Raw genomic sequence first — 18,425 nt, 5'->3', positions numbered from 1 at the left:
CCCCGCGACGATCCCGTAACCGGCTCCGGGCCCCGGTCCGGGCGGCGGGCACGGCGGCGAGCCGCGTCCGCCGCCCGGACCGGTCCGCAGCCCGGACCGGAGTCAGGTGTTGGTGGTGCCCCAGTCGTCCTCGCCGTTCTGACTGCTGCGGTCCCGGAGCGACCGCACCCGGTCCGCCACGGAGGCGGGCACCCGGTCCCCGACCTTGTCGCTGACCGAGTGGTACGCCTTGCCCGCGATGTCCCGCCCGCTGTGGGCGGCGGTCTCGGCGGCGTTGCGGACGGCCGGATTCCCGGCGAACTGCCGGGCCGACTTCTTCAACTGCTCGTAACGCTCGCGCCCGGCTCGCGTGCCGAGCACGTAACCGAGGGCCACTCCGGCGATGAACGTGAGCCGGTACCGCATGGCTGCCACCCTTCTCCTACGCTCCGTGCGACGTGTGCAGGCCGCCTACCCGCGACCGCCCGAGATCACCCCGGGCGTTACCGATTGGCGGAGCACCCCCCTGCTTGCGCTAATGTATGTGTCGCAGCGAACGCGCGCCGCCCGGCATCCGCCAGGCAGGTGCGATTCGATGCGACGCAGCAATCCCCTGTAGCTCAATTGGCAGAGCAGCCGGCTGTTAACCGGCAGGTTACTGGTTCGAGTCCAGTCGGGGGAGCGCGATCCCCTGTAGCTCAATTGGCAGAGCATTCGGCTGTTAACCGGAGGGTTACTGGTTCGAGTCCAGTCGGGGGAGCGGACGTGAGAGGGCCCCTCGGGGCCCTCTTTCGCGTGCCCGCACACCGACCCGCAGGGGCCCGCCGTGACACTTTCGGGTCTCCTCGCGCCGACCCGGAACCAGGCAGCACGCAGCGAAGTCTCCATGGTCAGGCGAAGTCGACCATCCGAAGCGAGAGATCGTATGACCGGCTATGCTGCGGCAGACGGTGCGCACACTTGTACGCGCCACGCCGATACGGGGCGGTAGCTCAGCCGGTTAGAGCAGCGGACTCATAATCCGTCGGCCGTGGGTTCGAGTCCCACCCGCCCCACCAGTTTTACCCTGCGGAAACGTTCTGACCTGCGGAAACGTGAATTTCACGGCTGTTTTCGGTGCGGTACTAACCGCGTACGGTGCGGTACTGACCCGCTGTCGCAGCGTGTCAGATCACTTCAGATGCCTCTGACCTGGCCTTTTGCGGCGCTTGTCCGAGGGAGTGGAGTGGCGCGGTCCCACGGCTGCCATCTGGGCGGCGAGATGTCCTGGTGATCCACCTTTCTGGCCCCGTTGTTCTCCTGGTGGCGAAGAGGACATCTTCGCCGGGGAGGTACTGGCGCTTGTCGGGACCCGTCGGGTCTGCCCAAACGGAGCGTGGCCCCGGCAGAGCGCCGAGGCCAGGGGTTCGGGACTGGTTCAGCTGATGGCTTGGTAGTCGGCCAGTTCTTTGGATGCGATAAGTACTGCGGTGTGTCCGGCTGTTGTGTAGTCGGCGAAGATTCGGAGGCGTCCGGAGTTGTGTGTGGTGGCCCAGAGGTCGAACTTGCCGTTGTTCTGGGCGTCGGGTGCGGCGGTGAACTGGGGCACGGTGCTTGTGCTCCAGTTGGCTCCGATCTCGGTGCGGTCGCTGATGTCGTAGCCGTAGTCGTCCTCATGCCCGTGGAAGACGTAAGGCCCGCCGACGTCTGGGCGGTCGTAGCGGACGACGAGATCGGCCTGTCCGTCGCCGTTGAAGTCGCCGGGGCGGCGAGCGTCACCTCGTTGACCTTGGAGTCGCCTGAGGCGATGGGATCGTCGGGGCCGGCAAGGAGGACGGGGTCGCGGTCGCTGCCAAGGCGCAGATCGCGGTTGCCGTAGTAGCGCCAGATGTATTCACCGTCGTTGACGATGATGTCCGGGTAGCCGGGAACGTCTTCGGTGCCGTCGCCGTCGGTGTCGGTTCCGCCGCCGACGTCGCCGACCGCGAGGATCTGCTTGGCGCCGGTGGACCAGTGGTTGTTGGCGGAGTCGTAGACGCCCAGTTCCTGGGCCTGCTCGCCGGTGACGCAGTCGGCACAGGCGTAGCCGGTGCCGGTGTTCGGATGCATCCACAGGCGGCTGGTGGCGGATTCGCTGCGCAGCGTGATGAGGTCTTCGTAGCCATCGTGGGTCCAGTCGCCGCGGTGGCTGATCTTCGCGCCGGGGACGCCGACCGCTCTCCGGACCCACACTCATAGCTGCCCCGGCTGGCTCCCCGACCAGCCGGGGCTTTCGCGTCAGAGAGACCGGGAGCCGGATCGCTTCTTGCGGGGCGCGGGCAGCCTCAAAATCGCCCGACGGTGTCGGTTGTGGTGGCCCATTGGCCAGCGAGCCAGAGATCAGCGGTGAGGCGGGTGGTCGGACCGAAGCTGCCGACAGGACGGGGCAGCCGCCTGCTGTCACCACAGGGGACGACCGTTTACACGCTGGCATCTGGGAGGCGCATACGCCATTTCAGACGCAGGCCTCGGTCTCGACCACCAAGCGGTCAGGACCGGCTCCTGTCTCCCATACCGGGGCCGGGCATGAGCTGCTGCGCTGTTGGGGTCAGTGAGTTGCTGCGCGTCGCTCGTAGGCCGTTACACGCCTGCCGCGGACCTGCTCGTCGGCTACTACCGTGAAGTACGTCGTCAGCACGGAGGTCTTGAGTTTGTCCCGCTTGGCTGTCACCGGTTTTGCCACTTGAGATGCGTCTGTTACCAGCACGATTCTGTGCTGGGCAAGCATTGCGGCGCGAATCTGGTCCGGGTCTGCTTCCACACCCTTGAGTGTTCCGGATTCCTCCGGGCTCTGTGCCAGAGCGATGTCCCGCAGGCCGGCAAAGGCGCTGGGTGAGACGGATTTGGTGTCCCGCCGGGCCGACGGGATGAAGAGCACTGCACTTCCAGGTTCGTTCATCAGCCGTACTTCTGACGCCGCCGCCAGGACGTCGTCCACCCGGCTTGCCGGCGAGCGTTTTGCCAGCGCCTGCGGCAGCAGCGCCATCACCGCGAGGGCGACCACTGCGGGGAGAATCCACCTCGATGCCCTCGGGAACCTGGGGGCGGCTGCTTGTACGGCCGAGCCGATGATCGAACCGATCAGCAGCGCCAGTCCCAGCAGGCTGAAGAGTATGTACCGGTCCAAGAACAGTGGCTGAATCAGGGAGAGGCCGGCCAGGCCGAGTTGTGGTACAGCCAGCAGGGGGAGTCCGACGGCCGCAACCGACAGGTCGCCCGCCCTGGGCCGATCCAGTGCGGCTCCGATGCCGCCGATCAGCAGAAGGACCGTCGGTCCGATCAGCATGTGCCAGGTCAATGGCGGGATCCATGAGACCTGTACGGACTGGCTGTGACTGAAGAGCATCAGGGGCAGTACACACGCCGTCGCGGCCGCGGAAGCGGCTGCCCAGCGTACGGATATGCGGAGCGTGGGTCGCGTCCAGAGCAGCGTGAGCAAGTGCGCCGGCAGGATCATCAGCGAGAGCCAGTTCAGCAGCCCGCACGCCAGGACCGTCCCACCGTAGGCGAACCAGTGCGGCATCTGAGTGCGCCCCTGCAGCGCGGTCACGAGCAGCAGGGTCGAGATTCCGGCTCCGGCCGCGACCAGCGCGTACGGGCGGCCCTCCTGGAGATAGAACTGCACGGCGGGGAGGAGCCCGAACGCCAGTCCCCCCGCCAGGCCCACGGAAAGCCCGGCTAGCCGGTGTCCGATGGCTGCCACGCAGGCAGCCGCCACTGCTGTGGCCAGCACCGAAGGCAACCGCAGTGTGGTGGTGCTGGGGCCGAAATATTCGAACAATCCGTGCATAAAGAGGTAATAGCAGCCATGTACGACATCGACGTTCCCCAGCATGCTCCATATCTCGGCCGTGGAGCGTTGGGCCACCTGCCAGGTGGCCGCTTCGTCCCGCCACACGCTGTCCTGCCGGGACAGTCCCCAAAGGCCGAGAGCCAGTGTCCACACCATCGGGAGCAGGCAGACGAGAACGCGGTGACGCGCGGGGGTCGTTGGGGAGTTCATCAGCGTTTTCAGACCCTCGGGTAGGGGTGCGGCGGGCGGCATGCGGTCCTGGACGTGAGCGAGGGCTTCTGTGGCGGCGGGGCGTCCCAAAGCGACGGACGGATGATGCAGCTAGTCCCCGCGATGCGCGGCCCGATGAAATCCAGCGCGCTTCAGGATGCCATCGCAGTGGCCACTGATTCCTTCTTTCTGGCCGGAATCATGCCCTATGGCTGAGACCATTCCAGTGCTTAGGTTGCTAAATAGCCAGCGTTGGCTTGAACGTGCATCTTCATTAGCTGAAAATGTCCTTCGACCCTCCGGTGAGGTCACCCCATACCCTCAACGCCAGTCGGCGCGAGCGTAGTTGTATGTATTATAAAGTTACTTTCGTCACATGCACTCAGGGTTGAGGCTGGACCGCTCTCCGTAGCAAGATCTTGTTTGTCCGCGAACAAGGTCATGATGAAAAGGGGAACATTCATGAACAAGCGCACCGGGGCTAAGGCAGCCATTGCGACAGTGGGTCTCGTCCTCGCCGCGGCCACTCCCGCGCTGGCGACCACCGTCAATGTCGGTGGGGGTACCTGGAGCTACGACCAGGGCGCCAACACGGCGTGGTCGAACTACAAGCACGCCTCGAACTACCACGCTTCTTCGGTGTCGATCGGCGGCCAGCTTTCCAGGAGTGGCTGCACGTCGCCGGGTTCGTGGTCCCTGGCCTCCGGGTCCAAGAACGGTGGCAGTATCAACTACTACTACGACCCGAGCTGCTAGTTCGTCCGGTCGAATACTGAGTTACGGCACGTGCGAGTGGCGCCGCTCCAACATGCCTAACTCAATTTAGCTGTGAGGGCGAGTACCTCTCGCCCTCACAGCTGTTTTTTCAGCTGAGCCTATTCGGATGCGTGCTCCCCGAGCACCCTCAACCTAGGTAATAACCGATGCTGCACCGAGGTATAAGATTCGTCCACGCCGCCATATTGGCCTTCTCCGTAGTACTGAGTTTTCTGTTTCTGCGGGGGCTGGATGAGAGCACGGTTCTAGGGAACTCGGCTTTGGTCACCGTGCTCGACTCGGACGATTCGGTGAGTGCTGCTCAAGCCGTTCGACTCGTCGAGTCTTTCGCGACCGAGCACGGGGTCGCGGTGGGTCGCGAAGTGCCGGATCTGAAGAACCCTGACGGGCGTCGGCATCTGTACTTGGCGACGGGCGACGCCGGCACCGTGACAGCATCATGGCTAAGTAAGGGCTATCCGGCCTTCAGTGAGAAATATGACACACGTGTGCATCCACTATCAGAGATCGGGCATCAGGATCCGCGAGGCTCGTACTATGTGTTCGGGTCTTCCGAGGCAGCCGATGCTCTGGTATCCGATTTCAGTGACCGTGGCATGGTCGCAAGCGTCATACACCCTCTGTCATACGAAGAGTTGTCCAAAACGTACACGGACGACCCCCTGTTTCGTGCCCTCGGAGTAGTTGCCCTCGCTGCACTGACGATGACCGGCGCGAGCGTGCTGCTCAATGTGAAGACCTACGCAGTCCTCCGAATGCAGGGCATGTCCTTCACCGGCATCCTTCTCCATGACCTGCGACAGTTGAGGGTGTCCTGGCTAATGGCAGCTGGCGTTGTGGCGACTACCACGCTGGGCTTCCTAGGCCTCTACAACGGTTTCGCCTGGCTGGGACTGTTCACGTCGGTAGCTGTTGTGATCGCCGTCCTGCTCAGCGCCCTGGTGCTCGCCACACATGCGGCCGTGCTCGCCTTGACGTGCAAGGTCGACGTGCTGCCTGCCCTCAAGGGCGAACTGCCATCACGGGCGGCATCCATCAGCGTCTACCTGGTGCGTATTCCCGCTCTGCTACTCGCCCTGAGCATCGCCGGCCATGTCAGCTTCGCGGCCAGGGATGTTCTCACGCGGCAGGAGAACCGAGAGGTCTATGACACTGTCGGCGATGCAGTCTCAATTCGCCTCAATGGCGCCTTTGCAATGCAACTTGACGAATTGGACAAGCACGTGGGGCCGTGGCTACGTCAGGCCGACCAGCGCGGTGAGGTCATTGTTTCCGGACGTAGAGACCTCCAACTGTCCGTTCCCGAAGCGCATCTGCCGGCCGGTGAGATTCTTATCGTCAACGACACCTATCTTGGTGAACAGTCAGTTATCGGCATAAATGGTCGACGTTATTCTGCCACGTCCGGAAATGGTAATAGCAAGTCGAGCCAGGTCCGGGTTATCGTTCCTGAGTCTCTGACCTCGCACACGCCCGACATCGCACAAGCGGCCTCTCGGATAATTGACCCGCATCTCAGTCGGAACATCCCGCTCGAAACGCTCACCAGCAAAACAGGGCAACGTGTCTTCGGATACAACACCGGTACCAACGTTTACAGCGCGGCACACAGCGCGGACGAAGACAGATCATTGGTGGACGACCCGGTCCTTATCGTAGTCCCCAATGGATCATTCCTTACGAACGATGCATACGCGACATTCGCTACTCAGGGGGGCGTAGTATTTCCTGACCCCAACGACGCGTTGAATGGTATCAGGTCCCAATCCCTGCGAAACTATGTGAGCTCCGTTAGCCCGGTCGGACAAAAAGCTGCACTGGACCTCAGGGAAGCGTCGAATAAATTCCGACTGCACACATTCAACCTCATCATCGCCATGATAGTGCTGCTTGTCGCAGGTGCAGGTGTGTGCATTATTTACTCGCGGAAGAACGCCCAAAATATTTTCGTGCGACACATCAGTGGTTGGAGGTATAGTGCTACCCACCGCTTCATACTCGCTGTAGAGGTGGCAATCGCGATAATCTTTGCCAGTAGAGTGCCTTTCGAAAATTGGCAGCAGAACAGAGAATTGCGCGACCTTGCCGCGGCCGGTGCGCCTGCCCCCTTCGAGGCCGTTCACATCACTGCATTGGATACCAGCGTCATCACCGGCCTCGTCGTCTTCGAACTGGCAGCCGTGCTTCTCGCCCTTGCCTTCTTTCACCGCCGCATAATTAAAGAAGGGGCGACCGAGGGGTGATGCCTTTCGTTACGGAATTCCTCACTAGTCGGAGTGCGTCGTGATCGATATAAAGAATCTATCGAAATCATTCGGAGCCCGCACCGTGTGGAGCGACATCAGCTTCACCGTTAACGGCGGTGAAATGCTGGCCCTCATCGGCCCAAGTGGATCGGGTAAGTCAACTCTCCTCAACTGTCTAGGGCTGCTCGAGCGACCGGACAAGGGGGAAATCTGTTACGAAGGGAAAGATATTACCCGATTCGGTCGGCGTGATATCCGCCGATACCGCCGCGATACCCTCGGCTACCTGTTCCAGCACTATGCCCTGATCGAGACCGCGACAGTGCATGAGAACCTGGAAGTAGTCACCAAACTGCGGCGTTCGTCGCAGCGCCCTGACAACACGTCCCTAGCTGAAGTACTAGACCGCGTCGGTCTGACCGGGCGGGAAGAAGAGAAGATCTCCCACCTCAGCGGAGGAGAACAGCAGCGCGTGGCTCTGGCCCGCCTCATGATTCAGCAGCCAACCGTCGTTCTCGCAGACGAGCCGACCGGCGCTCTCGACGATGCCAACAGCACGATGGTCATCGACATCCTTGAGGGCATGAGTAAGTCCGGATGCTCAGTGGTCATCGCGACCCACGACGACAGCGTCCGTAGCCGATGTGATGCGGTGTTCGCGGTACACGACTCATCTCTCGTGGGTTCGCTATAGACCCGTCAGCCCCTCCCGCGGACACCGACTACAGCCAAGCTTTGGGCGCACGGCTGTCCCACTTAAAGTTCGAACGCCCATACTGGCAGTAACAGTAAAGGTGACGCCCGTGTCCTGGCCGCTGAGGCGTGCGGGCGGGTGCCAGCGCGAAGCGCCCGAGTCGTGTTCGGCCGGAAGCCGGAACCGATACGCTCCCGGCTTCCGGTGCCCGGTCGATACGGAGTATGACTGCACCTGTCAAGGGGCGGGGTGGCAACGGAGTCTGAGGCATGCGCTGCGGGTGCGCCGTCGGCTTGTCTGTTGCAGTAGATGTGCCGGGCGGATCGTCTCCCACTACAGGCGCAGGGGCCGCCAGGTAGCCGTGCGGTACGTACCGCACCGCAGTGCGGTTGCCGGGGATCGAGGCGGATGCAGCGGGATCCAGCAGGATGTGAATGTCCGCCTCTGTGACGTTTCCGCAGGTGAGAGGCGTCACGCTTTTGGGTTCGAGTCCCACCCGCCCCGCCGAGCGGCCCCAGGCAGAATCGTTCTGACCTGGGGACACTCGTTTTCCGGCGTGCTTCGCGCCAAGGGACGTTCCAGGGAGCGGGGCGAGGGGAGCCGGAGTCGGAGTCGGAGTCGGAGTCGGAGCCGGGGTGGGCCGCCGGCCGGCGAAGCGGGTTACGGGGTGTCAGGCCGTGGGGGTGCCGGGGTGTACCCAGCCGTCCTCGCGGACCCGGGTCGCGAGGTCGATCTTGGTGTAGGTCGGGCGCCCCGCTTCCTGGTATTTCGTCTTCACCCGGTCCACGTAGTACTTCGCGGTGTTGACCGTGATGCCGGCCCGGCGGGCTGTCGCCTTCAGGGTGAGCCCGGACGCGTAACCCACCAGCACCTCGCGCTCCTTCGGGGAGAGCCGGGGGCGGGCGCCCCGGTCGTAGGCGAGGGCGAAGGCCAGCTCCGGCGAGTGCGCGGTGCGCCCGGCGGCGACCTCCCGGACGGCCTCGACGAGCACGGACAGATCGTGGTCCTTCGTGATGAAGCCGTCGGCTCCGTCGGCGACGGCGGCCACGATCCGGTCGCGGTCCGGAACCACGCTGATCATCAGCACCCGGCTGCCGGACTCCCGCAGCCTGCGGATGTTCTCCGCGGGCGGGCGGCCGTCGCGCAGCATGAGGTCCAGCAGGACGACGTCCGGCGGCTCCCGCCGTTCCGCGAGCAACTCGTCGACGGTGCGCGCACAGGCCACGAGGCGCAGCCCCGCGGCGCCGTCGAACCACGACCGGATACCGTCGAGGAGCATACGGTCGTCGTCGACCACGGCGACGGTGATCAGCTGGGCCATCTCAACTCCACTCTCACGCCCTCGCCCGGAGCGGCGTCCACGGATGCCAGGCCGCCTATGGCGCGCATACGCGTGTGCACGGACCGGTCGAGCCCGAGGCCGCCGGTGAGGTCCCCGGCGTCGAAGCCCCGGCCCCGGTCGACCACGGTGACGACCAGTCGGCCGGCGTCCCCGGTGGCGGTCAGGTAGGCGTGATCGGTCCCGGCGTGGCAGCGGACGTTGTTCAGGGCTTCGGTCGCCGCCTGCGCGACGATCAGCGCGATGTCGCCGGGGACGGCGGGCGGCTCGTGGTAGCGGGCGGTCACCCGCAGGCCGAGTGCCTCGGCGGCCCGGACGGACTCCTCCAGTGCCGCTCGTATGTCCGAGTCGGGTGTTTCGCCGTCCGTGTGCTCGACCAGTCTCCGCAGGTAGGCGGCCTCGCGGGCGCACCGTTGGCGCATCACCGCGGTGTTGGCGTCCACACCGCCGCGGGCTATGGCGGTCAGGGTGGCGAGGACCGTGTCGTGCAGAGCGCTGTAGTGGGTGATGCGCTCCGCGTACCTCGCCCGCTGGGCCTCCGCGGTCAACGCCCGGTGGTTGGCGGCGTCGAGCCGCGCGCCCTGGCGGCAGAGGTACCACGCGAGCACCCGGGCTACGACGGCCGAGAACACCAGGGCGTTCAGGTGGGTCGCGGTCACAGCGGCGTCGGCATGGACGAGCAGGTAGCCGACGAGGTGTGTCGAGACCAGGAGGGCGACGGCGATCGCGGTTCCCCGCACTCCGAAGGCCACAGCGGCCAGGGCCGAGGCCGAACCGCCCAGCAGCATGGTCCAGGCGATCGTCTCCGGTTCCCGGGCGCCGCCCCACGCGTACGCGCCGAAGGGGAGCAGGCAGCCGACGACCAGGGCGTCCAGGCCCACGGCTCGGCGCGTGACCCGTCCCCGCCGCCTCGCCGCGGTGCAGACGAGGGCCGTGGAGGCGATGGCCGTGCCCAGGAGCAGCCACTGGATCGGGCGGTCGCGCTGGTGCTGGGAGACGTTGACGACGCCCGCGACGAGGTGGCTGCCCCGGTAGAGAGCGGTGGCCAGCACCATCGAGTTCCGGGCGCGGTCGAGCCCGCTGTCCTTGTTGTGGATCCGTCGGCCCCCCTTGATCGCAACCCCCCAGAACGGGTGGTGCCCCGGCCCCTCGGCGCACCGCTAACGTCACCCGTGGAGATCAAGGGATCGCTCGCGGCCACGATAGGCACAGCTGGTCGAGGGGTGACCCGAGATTCTCGGACATCTCTGCGTGTTTCCCATCGAATATGCCCGGTTCCCCTATGGCGTTCCATCGACTCATGTGATTAGCCATCAGGTGTTTTGCGCCCGAAACGCCTTGCCGAACACGGCCGCCTCCGTCCTCCCGGACGGTGTCCGGCCACGGCCACCGCCCGGGAGCGGTGTCCGGCCACGGCCACGCTCTCCCGCACCCCTCGTGGGACCTCTCTGCTCCGAGCTCCGCACCGGAAGGATCTTGCCCCGTGACCGCTGACCGCGCCGCACACGGCACCAGCAGGTACTTCGCCGTGGACACCGGCCTGCTTCCCGGCATCGTCGACGGCGTGCTGCGCCGGCGGGGCGCTGCGGAATGGGCAGTCGAGCAGGGGGACTTCTGGTGCTCGGTGCGCCCGGCCGGCCACGAGAGCGGGGAGCAGGGCTGGAAGCTCCACCTGTCCGCCACACCGCTGTCCGCGGCGCTGGTCCTGGCGGTGGCGGCTGATGTCCTGGTCGAGGAGCGGGCCTCCTTCAAGTTCGCCGGTGCGCTGGACCGCGTCGCGCTGCTGACGGGCGGCCGGGCGGACCGGGGCGGCGGCGGCAAGTTCGTCACGGTGTACCCGGACGATCCCGACCACTTCCGGCGACTGGCCCGACGACTGCACCGCGCGACGACGGGGCTGCGGGGCCCGCGCATCCTGTCCGACCGGCCCTACGCCGCGGACAGTCTCGTGCACTACCGCTACGGGGTGTTCCGCGGTGTGCGCGTGACGACGAACGACGGGGAGTCGGACGTCCGGCTGCGCAGGCCCGACGGGGTGTTGGAGAAGGACAGGCGCAAGGCGTGGGTGACCACTCCGCCGTGGGCGCCCGAGCCGTTCCCCGACGAGCCGGGCCGTGACGACACGCTCGCCGCACCGCCCGCACCGCCCGCGTCGGCCGGGGCCTCGGACTCCGGGACCGCGGGTACGGCGGCGTCGGCCCCGGCGAGGCGGAAGGCGGTCCGCCTCAACGACCGCTACGTGGTCCGCAAGGCGATCCGGCACGCCTTCAAGGGCGGCGTCTACCTCGCGACGGACGAACTGACGGGCCGGCAGGTCGTCGTGAAGGAGGCCCGCGCCCATGTCGGGGTGCGCGTGGACGGCAGCGATCTCCAGGACACCCTGCGCCACGAGTCCGAGATGCTGGGCAGGCTGGCGCCGCTGGGCTTCACCCCGGCCGCGATCGACCTGTTCGCGCAGGGCGGCAACCTGTTCCTCGTCCAGGAGCACGTACCGGGGCGGACGCTGCGCGACCGGCTCGCCGAGCGGCCGGTAGGGGGCCTGGAGGAGTTCCTGTCCCTGGCCCGGCAGGTGGTGGACGTGGTCGACGCCGTCCACGGCACCGGCCATGTGCTGCGGGACCTCTCCCCGAACAACCTCATGGTCACCCCGGACGGCCGGGTGCGCCTGATCGACGTCGAGTACCTGGTCCCCGACGGCGTCCCGGTCCGACGCGGGTACACCCCGGGATACGTCGGGCCCGAGGTCTCCTCGCTGACCGACTTCGACGTCACGGCCCCCACCCGCGCGGGGGACCTCTACAGTCTCGGCGCGGTGCTGCTGCACCTGGCGGTGGGCGTCGACATGCTCCTGGTTCCCGACGACCGTCCGGTCGGCGACCGCACGGAGGCGCTGATCGCCCTCGCCGTGGCCGACCGGGCCTGGACGAAGCCGCTGCTGCCCGTACTCCTCGCCCTCTGCTCCTCCCGGCCCGAACGTCGTTGGGACCTCTCCCGGGTGCGGGAAGCCCTCGCGGACGTGGAACGGGAGAAGGCCGTGGCGGCGCCCGCGGGCTCCGGGTACGCGGCCGAACCGGGGCGTCCCGCCGGGGCGGGGACCGTCGCGGACTCCGGCATCACCGACGAGGACGGCGAGCGGCTGATCGCCGACGGCCTCGCCCACCTGCTGCGCACCCGCCGCGAGGGCGGCGGGCACCTCTGGGAGCTCAGCGGTTTCGGCGCGACCACCGACCCGCTCAACGCGCAGTACGGCGCGGCCGGCGTCCTCGCCGTCGTCACCCGGGCCGCCGCGGCCCGCGGCGGCGTCGAACTCCACCGGGGGGTGGCGGAACTCGCGGAGTGGACGCGGCGACGGCTGACCGATCCCTCCGCGGGGCGGACAGCCGACGGAACCGTCCTGCCGGGGCTGTACTTCGGCCGCTCGGGCACGGCCTGGGCGCTGCTCGACGCGGCCCGCCTGCTGGGCGACGACGACGGTGTCGAGGAGGCGTGCGCGCTGGCCCGCGCCGTCCCCGTCGACTGGCCCAACCGGGACGTCTGCCACGGCGCCGCCGGGGCGGGCATGGCCCAGCTGCACTTCTGGCACACGACGGGAGACCCCGTTTTCCGCGACCGGGCGGCGGCCTGCGCCGAGGCCGTCCTCGCGGCGGCCGAGGACCACCCGGCCGGGGTGATCTGGCCGATCCCGGCCACCTTCGACTCAAGCCTCGCGGGGGCCCGCCACTACGGGTTCGCGCACGGCATCGCGGGCATCGGAGCCTTCCTGCTGGCCGCCGGACTCGCCGCGGAGCGGGAGGACTTCGTCAGCGCGGCCCGCACGGCGGGCGACACCCTGGTGGCCCTCGCCCGCGTCGAGGACGGCCGTGCGGCCTGGCCGGCCGGCGACCGCGCCGCCGACGGGCCCGTGGGACAGACCCACTGGTGCAGCGGTTCCTCGGGGATCGGCGCCTTCCTGATCCGGCTGTGGCGGACATCGGGCGACGTACGCCACCGCGACCTCGCCGCCCTCGCGGCGGTCGCGGTCAGGCAGGCCATGTGGGCCTCCTCCCCGGCCGCCTGCCACGGGCTCTCCGGCAACGCCGAGTTCCTCCTGGACATGTCCGCGGTGCTCAAAGACTCCCGCTACCGGGACCGGGCCCGCGAACTGGCCGCGTGCATCGCCACCCGGGCCGTGCTCCGCGACGGCCTCCTGGTGGTGCCGGACGAGTCCCTGGAGGCGGTCACCGCCGGCTACCAGACCGGTCTCTCCGGAACCGTCGGGATGCTGCTGCGCCTGCGCTACGGAGGTTCCCGACTGTGGATGCCGGACCCACCGGATCTCCACGCCGCCGCCGCCGGACGCGACGCCGTCGAAGACCGCCGCACCCCCGCCGGGCGGAGCATCCCCGCCGGGCGGAGCATCCCCGCCGGGCGGAGCATCCCCGCCGGACCGGACGCCCGCGTCGTGGCGGGTACGGCGTGAAGCGGCGACCGGAACGCCTCAGCTTCCGCTTCTCGGAGCGATCCCGTTACGCGGCCTGCTTGGTGACCGCCGCCGACGGCGGGCTGGTCCCGGGATGGTGGGACCTGGACGGCACGGGACCCCGGTACCGGGAGGGCTCCTCCGCCGAGTCCACGGCCACCCAGGTCCTGCCGACCGAGGACGGCGGGCTGCTGCGGCTGCGCGGCGCGGCGGGCAGCGGACGCCACCTGCTGATGCTGTCCCACCCCACCGAAACCGCCGACCTCACCGAAACCGCCGACCCCGCCGGAACGGACGGCGCGGAGGACGCCGGGGAGCGCACGGCGGTGGAGGCGAGGGGCCTGCGGCTGGTGGCCGGCGGCCCGCAGGACGTGCTCGCGCTGGCCGTGGAGACTGATCCGCACGGCCGCACCCGGGTGTGGCAGGTCCGCCCCGCTCCCCTGCGCCTGACCGATCCCGTGGCGTTGCCCGGCCGGGTCGGCGGACTCCTGCCGCTGGACGCGACGGGTCGCCGCTACGCCACCGACCTCGCCCCCGACGGCCGCTACCGTCCCGGTCTCGGCCGGACCGACGACTGCCGCCCGGTCGTCCTGGACCTCCGCGACCGTACCTGGCATCCGCTGGCTTCCCCCGCCGGTGGCCGCGTCCACCGACTGCTCCTCTCGCTCCCGGGCTCCGGGGCCCTGCTGGCAGCGGCCGACGCCGGGGACGGGCGGCTGCGGATCGCCCGCACCAGCCTCGACGGCACGGCACGGCTGGACTTTCCGGAAGGGCTCAACTCCCTGGACGGCGCGGTCTTTCCGCTCGCCGCCGACCCGTCGGGCGAACGCGTGGCGCTGCGGGTCTCCCGGGGAGCGCAGGCCCGCCTGTTCCTGTACGACCTGGCGGACGACCTGCCCCGACCCGCGGAGCTGGCCCCGGGCGCGCTCCACTCCGCCGCCGGGTGGAGCGAGGGCGGGCTGCGGGTCGTGTACGCCACCCCGGACCGGCCCGCCGACATCGTCACCGTCCCCGGGACCGTCGCATACGGCCGGGAGCGGCCCGCCCACCCCGCCGCGGGGTGGAAGGACCCGGCCCCCACCTACGCCTCCACCGCCACCTCGGCCTCCACCGAGTGGTTCCCGACGCCGTCAGGAACGTTCGAGGCGGTCTGCCTCGGCGACTGGCGCACCGCGAGCACCGTCGTCGTCGCCCTGCACGGCGGACCGGAGGGCCGCTGGACGCTGGACTACGACCCGGTGTTCGCGTCGCTGTCGCAGGGCGGTATCGCGGTGGTGGCGCCCAACCAGCGCGGGAGCACGGGATACGGCCGCCCGCACGCCGCGGCCGTCCACGGCGCCTGGGGCGTGCCCGACCTGGCGGACATCCGGTCACTGGTCCGCACGCTGACGGAACACCGCCCGCCCGGCTTCGAACCTCCCGCCGTACTCGGCGTCAGCTACGGGGGATTCCTCGCCCTGCTGGCCGTGTGCGCCGACCCCGACGCCTGGTCCCGCTGCGCTGTCATCGCACCCTTCCTGTCCGCGCGCGGGCTCCACGAACGCGCGACGCCCGCGGTACGTGCGCTGATCGACCGGCACGGACTGGGCGAACCTCCGGACGACGACCTCGGCCCCCGGGACGTCGAACGCCTCGCCCACCGCGTCCGCGTGCCGCTGCTCGCCGTGCACGGCGCCGATGACCCTCTGGTGCCGGTGGACGAGACGAGGCGTCTGCGGAGGCGGCTGGCCGAAGCCGGCCGCACGGAACACGTCCATTTCGACTGCCTCGAAATCACCGGAGCGGGCCATCACCCGCTCCAGGAACGGGGCGGCGCCGAACTCACCGACCGACTGGTGACGTTCCTGGCGGCCGGACTCCCGGCCCGCCGCACCGCCGCCGCCCACCCCTGACCTCGCGGTCGCTCCCGCGGCCGTGTGGCACCGCCGGACCCGGCGGTGTATCGCGATCACTCATGACGAGAGGACGACACCATGACCGTCGACGTTGACGAGCTGCAGACCCTGGAGGGCGAGGAGTCCGTGGCCCTGGCCGGCTGTACCGCCACCTGCGCCTGGACCTGCGCCATCACCAGCATCGAGCAGCAGTAGCACCCGTGCGCCGGGCGTGCCGGATCCCGGCACGCCCGGCGCGACACCTCGGCACCGCACGCCGCGCCGGCCCACCGGCCGGATTCCCGGGAGGAGAGCCATGACGTCCCCGCAGGGCCTGCTGAGGGACGCGACCGCCGAGGCACGCGGCTGGTTCCTCCTCACCGTCGCCACGGCCGTCATCGGCTCCGCCGGAACCCTCGCCCTGCCCTGGGCCATGGCACGGGCCCTCGACGCGGTCGTCGCGGGACAACCGGCCTCCGTCCCCCTGGCGGCCTTCGCCTGCCTGCTCGCCGTCGTGGTGACCGCGGGGGCGCTCCAGACCCTGGCCAACGGAGGGTACGGCTCCGCGACGGTGGCCGCGCTGCGCCGGACCCTGGCCCGGCGCGCCCTGGACGCGGGCGTCCCGGGCGCGGCCAGGTTCCCGGCGGGCGATCTCGCCGGGCGTCTATCCGCGGGCTGCGCGCAGGCGGGCTCGGCCGGGGTCACCGTCGTCACGACCGCGGCCTCGCTGCTGACATCCCTCGGCGGAGTGGTCGCGCTGTGGCTGCTCGACTGGCGGCTCGGCCTCTGCTTCTCCCTGGGGGTGCCGCCCCTGGTACTCATCGCCCGCCTGTTCATGAACCGCAGTTCCGGGCTCTTCCTCCACTACCAGCAGACCCAGGGCAGGATCTCCGCCCTGCTGCTCGAAGCACTCGGCGGCGCACGGACCATCGGCGCGAGCGGCACGGCGCGGGCCGAGGCCGCACGCGTCCTCCAGCCCCTGCCGGAGCTGTCCCGCACCGGCCACCGCATCTGGCGACTGCAACGGGACACCGGCTGGCAGGTCGGCCTGCTGGCCCCGGTCGTGGAGGTGCTGGTGCTCGGCGTCGGAGGTCTCGCCCTGCTGAACGGCGACATCAGCGCGGGGGAGCTCGCCGCGGTGGTGGCGTACGCCGCCGTGGCGATGTCCGCCCTCGACCAGCTCGACGCCCTCTTCGCCCTCGGCGTCTCGGTCGCCGGCGCGCGCCGGGTCGCCGAAGTGGTCGACCAGCCCGCCGCGACGCCCGGCACGCGGGGCCGCGTCGCGGGCCGCCGCGGCAGGGTGACTCTGTCCGGGGTGACCGTCCGCTCCGGCCCCCGCCTCGTGCTCGACGCGGTCGACCTCGACGTGCCGGCGGGTACGACCCTCGCGGTGGTCGGCAGGTCCGGTGCGGGCAAGAGCAACCTGGCCGCGCTGATCGGGCGGCTGCGGGAACCGGACGGCGGAACCGTCGCCGTCGACGGCGTACCGCTGCGGGAACTGGCCCCGCACGCCCTGCACGCCGCGGTCGGCTACGCCTTCGAACGGCCGGCGCTGCTCGGCGGGACGGTACGCGGCATGATCGCCTTCGCCCGCCCGGACGTCTCCGACGAGGCCGTGAGGGCAGCCGCCGCGGCGGCTCGCGCCGACGACTTCGTCCGACGGCTGCCCCACGGCTTCGACACGCCGCTCCACGATGCGCCGCTCTCCGGCGGAGAGATCCAACGACTGGGCCTGGCACGCGCCTTGGTCCACGATCCGGACGTGATCGTCCTGGACGACGCGACGTCGAGCCTGGACACCGCCACCGAGGCGCGGGTCGACTCCGCCCTCGCCTCGGCCTGGTCCGACCGGACCCAGGTGGTGATCGCCCACCGGGCGTCCACCGCCGCCCGCGCCGACCTGGTGCTCTGGCTCGACGACGGACGCGTCAGGGCCCTGGGGACACACCGCGCGCTGTGGCGGCGGACGGCCTACCGCGAGCTGTTCGCCGCCGCGCCCGCCGCCCCCGCCCCGCGGCGGTCCGCGACGCGGCAGGAGACGGCATGAGCGCCCCGCCCGAGGCCCCCGCCCCCATCGACCGGCGCATGCTCGCCGGGTTCCTCCGCCGGCACCGCCGCGCGGCGGTCGCGGTCACGGGGTGGTCGGTCCTGGAGGCGGTTCCGGCGCTCAGCTCCGGTCTGCTGGTCGCCGCCGCCCTCGACCGGGGCTTCCTCGCGGGGCGGCCCGGCGCGGGGTTCTTCTGGATCGGGCTGCTCGGGGCCGCGATGGTGCTGCGCGCCCTGATGACGCGCGCGCTCACCCCGTGGCTGGGGCGGCTCGTGGAGCCGCTCCGGGACGAGTTGGTCACGGCGGTGGCATCCGGCGCGCTGCACCGGGCCGCCGGCGGCGCCCGGGGACCCGCTGGTGCGGGAGTGGCGCGGCTGACCGTGCAGGTGGAGACCGTGCGTTCACTGGTCTCGGCGCTTCTGCGCTCCGCCCGGCAACTGGGCGTCTCGCTGCTGATGGCCTTCGTCGGCCTGGCCGCCCTGTCCGCGCCGGCGGCGGCCGTCACCCTGCCGCCGGTCGTCCTCACCCTCCTGCTCTGCGTTCCGCGCCTGCGCACACTCGCCCGGCGACAGCGCGGACAACTGCGGGCCGAGGAGCGCCTGACGGCCCTCGCCGGCGAGGTGTTCGACGGCATCCGGGACGTCGTTGCCTGCGGTGCCCGCGACCGGGTGGCGGCCGAACTCGGCGTACGGATCATCGAGCACCGGGACGCGTGCCGCGGCGTCGCCCGGACCGCCTCGGCCAACACCCTCCTGGTGTCGTTCGGCAGCCATCTGCCCCTGCTCGCCCTCATCGTGGCGGCCCCCGCCCTCCTGCGCGGCGGCACACTGTCGGTGGGCGAACTCCTGGGAGCCACCAGCTACCTGCTCAGCGGCGTCGCGCCCGCCCTGCGTTCGCTCGTCGCCGTGCTGGGGTCCTGGGGAGTTCAGCTGACCACCGTGCTGGGCCGGTTGGCCCGGTCCTCCGCCCCCGCCTCCGCCCCCGCCTCC

Annotated in this window: 14 protein-coding genes and 3 tRNA genes; 12 read left to right on the top strand and 5 right to left on the bottom strand. The window is 69.5% G+C overall.

Going from position 1 to position 18,425, the window contains the following annotated elements; all coding sequences use genetic code 11:
• Nucleotides 1–102: 102 nt before the first annotated feature.
• Nucleotides 103–405 carry a YtxH domain-containing protein gene (locus EES43_RS08265; RefSeq protein ID WP_124271847.1) on the bottom strand — a complete coding sequence of 101 codons (303 nt, stop codon included), beginning with the start codon at nucleotides 403–405 and terminating at the stop codon, nucleotides 103–105.
• A 183-nt stretch (nucleotides 406–588) separates the two neighbouring features.
• Here EES43_RS08265 and EES43_RS08260 point away from each other — a divergent pair.
• From EES43_RS08260 to EES43_RS08250, 3 genes are all read left to right on the top strand, one after another.
• Nucleotides 589–661: transfer RNA gene (locus EES43_RS08260), tRNA-Asn, on the top strand.
• 5 nt (nucleotides 662–666) lie between these two features.
• Nucleotides 667–739 (top strand) — tRNA-Asn (locus tag EES43_RS08255).
• Nucleotides 740–960: 221 nt separating this feature from the next.
• Nucleotides 961–1,037: transfer RNA gene (locus EES43_RS08250), tRNA-Ile, on the top strand.
• Between the two features lie 359 nt (nucleotides 1,038–1,396).
• On the opposite strand, the gene EES43_RS30540 is transcribed toward EES43_RS08250, so the two are convergent.
• On the bottom strand, nucleotides 1,397–1,567 hold the full coding sequence (locus EES43_RS30540; protein ID WP_164493132.1) for a hypothetical protein: 171 nt from the start codon (nucleotides 1,565–1,567) through the stop codon (nucleotides 1,397–1,399).
• 978 nt (nucleotides 1,568–2,545) lie between these two features.
• Nucleotides 2,546–3,946, bottom strand: a complete 1,401-nt coding sequence (locus EES43_RS08245; RefSeq protein ID WP_164493131.1) for a glycosyltransferase family 39 protein — start codon at nucleotides 3,944–3,946, stop codon at nucleotides 2,546–2,548.
• A 108-nt stretch (nucleotides 3,947–4,054) separates the two neighbouring features.
• On the opposite strand from EES43_RS08245, the gene EES43_RS30535 reads away from it, so the two are divergent.
• The 4 genes from EES43_RS30535 (at nucleotide 4,055) to EES43_RS08230 (ending at nucleotide 7,717) form a co-directional block, all read left to right on the top strand.
• Nucleotides 4,055–4,216 (top strand): hypothetical protein, encoded by a 162-nt coding sequence (locus EES43_RS30535; protein ID WP_164493130.1) that lies wholly within the window; start codon nucleotides 4,055–4,057, stop codon nucleotides 4,214–4,216.
• Between the two features lie 246 nt (nucleotides 4,217–4,462).
• Complete coding sequence (locus EES43_RS08240) at nucleotides 4,463–4,756, top strand: lactococcin 972 family bacteriocin (RefSeq protein ID WP_164493129.1); 294 nt, start codon at nucleotides 4,463–4,465, stop codon at nucleotides 4,754–4,756.
• Nucleotides 4,757–4,962: 206 nt separating this feature from the next.
• Nucleotides 4,963–7,020 carry a bacteriocin-associated integral membrane family protein gene (locus EES43_RS08235; protein ID WP_124268121.1) on the top strand — a complete coding sequence of 686 codons (2,058 nt, stop codon included), beginning with the start codon at nucleotides 4,963–4,965 and terminating at the stop codon, nucleotides 7,018–7,020.
• A 40-nt stretch (nucleotides 7,021–7,060) separates the two neighbouring features.
• On the top strand, nucleotides 7,061–7,717 hold the full coding sequence (locus tag EES43_RS08230; RefSeq protein WP_124268120.1) for an ABC transporter ATP-binding protein: 657 nt from the start codon (nucleotides 7,061–7,063) through the stop codon (nucleotides 7,715–7,717).
• 670 nt (nucleotides 7,718–8,387) lie between these two features.
• On the opposite strand, the gene EES43_RS08225 is transcribed toward EES43_RS08230, so the two are convergent.
• Together EES43_RS08225 and EES43_RS08220 are read right to left on the bottom strand one after the other, a co-directional pair.
• Nucleotides 8,388–9,038, bottom strand: coding sequence for a response regulator (locus EES43_RS08225; RefSeq protein ID WP_124268119.1), 651 nt, complete (start codon nucleotides 9,036–9,038; stop codon nucleotides 8,388–8,390).
• Entirely contained in the window at nucleotides 9,026–10,111 is a 1,086-nt protein-coding gene (locus tag EES43_RS08220) for a sensor histidine kinase (protein WP_124268118.1), read from the bottom strand. The genes EES43_RS08225 and EES43_RS08220 overlap by 13 nt, the downstream gene beginning before the upstream one ends.
• A 428-nt stretch (nucleotides 10,112–10,539) precedes the next feature.
• Here EES43_RS08220 and lanL point away from each other — a divergent pair, with 428 nt between their 5' ends.
• The 5 genes from lanL to EES43_RS08200 form a co-directional block, all read left to right on the top strand.
• A complete protein-coding gene (gene lanL / locus EES43_RS08215) occupies nucleotides 10,540–13,515 on the top strand; it encodes a class IV lanthionine synthetase LanL (protein ID WP_124268117.1) in 2,976 nt (991 codons plus the stop codon).
• Nucleotides 13,516–13,577: 62 nt separating this feature from the next.
• Nucleotides 13,578–15,407, top strand: coding sequence for an alpha/beta hydrolase family protein (locus tag EES43_RS08210; RefSeq protein ID WP_241192627.1), 1,830 nt, complete (start codon nucleotides 13,578–13,580; stop codon nucleotides 15,405–15,407).
• Between the two features lie 81 nt (nucleotides 15,408–15,488).
• Nucleotides 15,489–15,605, top strand: a complete 117-nt coding sequence (locus EES43_RS30965) for an ALQxL family class IV lanthipeptide (protein WP_206430007.1) — start codon at nucleotides 15,489–15,491, stop codon at nucleotides 15,603–15,605.
• A 100-nt stretch (nucleotides 15,606–15,705) separates the two neighbouring features.
• Nucleotides 15,706–17,436, top strand: a complete 1,731-nt coding sequence (locus EES43_RS08205; RefSeq protein WP_124268115.1) for an ABC transporter ATP-binding protein — start codon at nucleotides 15,706–15,708, stop codon at nucleotides 17,434–17,436.
• Nucleotides 17,433–18,425: ABC transporter ATP-binding protein (locus tag EES43_RS08200; RefSeq protein WP_164493128.1), on the top strand; the 993-nt coding region annotated here is incomplete at its 3' end. The genes EES43_RS08205 and EES43_RS08200, both read left to right, overlap by 4 nt.

Origin of the sequence: Streptomyces sp. ADI96-02 (assembly GCF_003846185.1) — a bacterium.
In the GTDB taxonomy this organism is placed as follows: domain Bacteria; phylum Actinomycetota; class Actinomycetes; order Streptomycetales; family Streptomycetaceae; genus Streptomyces.
The sequence above is the reverse complement of the archived record's forward strand: the minus strand, read 5'-3'. Positions and strand labels throughout refer to the sequence as shown.

What these genes read in the sequence shown, in the direction of transcription:
- EES43_RS08265 (WP_124271847.1), bottom strand. Translation starts at nt 405, where the DNA reads ATGCGGTACCGGCTCACGTTCATCGCCGGAGTGGCCCTCGGTTACGTG.
- EES43_RS08245 (WP_164493131.1), bottom strand. Translation starts at nt 3,946, where the DNA reads ATGGTGTGGACACTGGCTCTCGGCCTTTGGGGACTGTCCCGGCAGGAC.
- EES43_RS08240 (WP_164493129.1), top strand. Translation starts at nt 4,463, where the DNA reads ATGAACAAGCGCACCGGGGCTAAGGCAGCCATTGCGACAGTGGGTCTC.
- EES43_RS08225 (WP_124268119.1), bottom strand. Translation starts at nt 9,038, where the DNA reads ATGGCCCAGCTGATCACCGTCGCCGTGGTCGACGACGACCGTATGCTC.
- EES43_RS08220 (WP_124268118.1), bottom strand. Translation starts at nt 10,111, where the DNA reads ATGGTGCTGGCCACCGCTCTCTACCGGGGCAGCCACCTCGTCGCGGGC.
- EES43_RS30965 (WP_206430007.1), top strand. Translation starts at nt 15,489, where the DNA reads ATGACCGTCGACGTTGACGAGCTGCAGACCCTGGAGGGCGAGGAGTCC.
- EES43_RS08205 (WP_124268115.1), top strand. Translation starts at nt 15,706, where the DNA reads ATGACGTCCCCGCAGGGCCTGCTGAGGGACGCGACCGCCGAGGCACGC.